The 1,650-nt window shown below is 44.5% G+C and carries 1 protein-coding gene; it reads left to right on the top strand.

Going from position 1 to position 1,650, the window contains the following annotated elements; genetic code table 11:
* Positions 1-123 precede the first annotated feature (123 nt).
* Positions 124-1,503, top strand: a complete 1,380-nt coding sequence (locus JGK16_RS32580; protein WP_293194025.1) for a reverse transcriptase domain-containing protein — start codon at positions 124-126, stop codon at positions 1,501-1,503.
* Positions 1,504-1,650 lie beyond the last annotated feature (147 nt).

Below are 1,650 nucleotides of genomic sequence, written 5' to 3' on the forward strand. Positions count from 1 at the left end.
CGGGTAGATTAAGCAGTCTGTCAAGATGAAGATCCATACGGTAGAAATCAATTAGTAGTATCTCATTATACACTTTTCACCAAAAAGCCAGAAGAGCCGAAACGACCTCTTGGTATACCCACGATGTTTGACCGTGCCTTACAAGCCCTAGTAAAACTGGCACTTGAGCCAGAATGGGAAGCTAAATTCGAGGGAAATTCCTTCGGATTTCGACCTGGACGTTCTGCCCATGATGCGATTGAGACAATCTTCAAAAATGTCAGCCTAAAAGCCAAGTATGTGCTTGACGCTGATATCTCACAATGTTTCGACTGCATAAACCATAAAGCACTGCTCCAAAAATTGAATACATTCCCGACATTACGCAAGCAAATTAAAGCTTGGTTGAAATCAGGAGTGATGGATAGCGGAGTATTCTCAAACACCAAGGAAGGTACACCGCAGGGTGGAGTCATTTCTCCACTTCTGGCAAACATAGCCTTACACGGGTTTGAGGATTTCATTACAAGCTTCTACACAATCACCAGAGGGATAGTAACGACTACCGGAAGGAAAAGTACTACTAGGGTTAAACCTACGCTAGTAAGATATGCAGATGATTTTGTGATACTCCATGAGTCTGAGGAGTTTGTAACCCTCCTGAGACAAAAAGCAGACGAATGGCTAAAAAACATGGGACTAGAATTGAAGCCAAGTAAAACGCGAATATGCCACACCTCTGAGGGGTTCAACTTCTTAGGGTTTAATGTGCGCCAGTACAAAGTAGGGGCATACAGAGCGGCAACTTTATCTAAGGGTAATCAATATTCCCCTAGTAAAGAAGTAATAAATCTAGGCTTTACAACAATCATCAAACCCACAAAGGAAGCAGTCAAGAGACATCTTGACAAGATAGGACAAGTAATAGATAAACATCATAATGCCCCTCAAGAGGCATTGATAAGCCGTCTCAATCCGATAATCAGAGGATGGTGTAACTATTATGCGTCATCTGTGAGTAAGGAAACATTTAACAAATGTGACCACCTCACCTATCAAAAGCTTCTCGCATGGGCAAAAAGCAGATGCACCAAAACTAACGCCCACGATACTGTTAGTAACTACTGGCGTACCGTAGGCAAAGACAACTGGACATTTGCCACGTCAGGCGGAACAGCCTTGGTGAAACATTCAAGTACTCCAATAGTACGCCACACCAAGGTTCAGGGTGCAAGAAGCCCGTTTGATGGAGATTTAGTCTACTGGGGTAAGCGTATGAGTAGCCACCCGGAACTGTCTTCCAGAGTAGCCACTCTCTTGAAAAGGCAGGCTGGGAAATGTGTACTCTGCGAGCTGAGTTTCAAATACGGCGATTTATGGGAAGTTGACCATGTTATCCGTACTTCTAGAGGAGGTAAGGATGAATATAGTAATTGGCAGCTTCTTCACCGCCACTGCCACGACTTGAAAACGGCAACAGACGGAGATGTCCGTTTGGAGAACTGGGATGACAACCCGTTCTAGTGTTAAAGGTACTCATAACAAGAGCCAGGTCATTGAGGAGCCGTATGTGGTGAAGCGCGACGTGCAAAGTCGCATTTGATGAGTAGAGAGCCGTCTCTCTCTGAGGTACTTCTCCTCAGTCCTCGTGTAAAAGACTCAATCCGAGTC

The organism is Microcoleus sp. PH2017_09_SFU_O_A (genome assembly GCF_020738625.1).
Taxonomy (GTDB): Bacteria; Cyanobacteriota; Cyanobacteriia; order Cyanobacteriales; family Microcoleaceae; genus Microcoleus.

What these genes read in the sequence shown, in the direction of transcription:
- JGK16_RS32580 (WP_293194025.1), top strand. Translation starts at nt 124, where the DNA reads ATGTTTGACCGTGCCTTACAAGCCCTAGTAAAACTGGCACTTGAGCCA.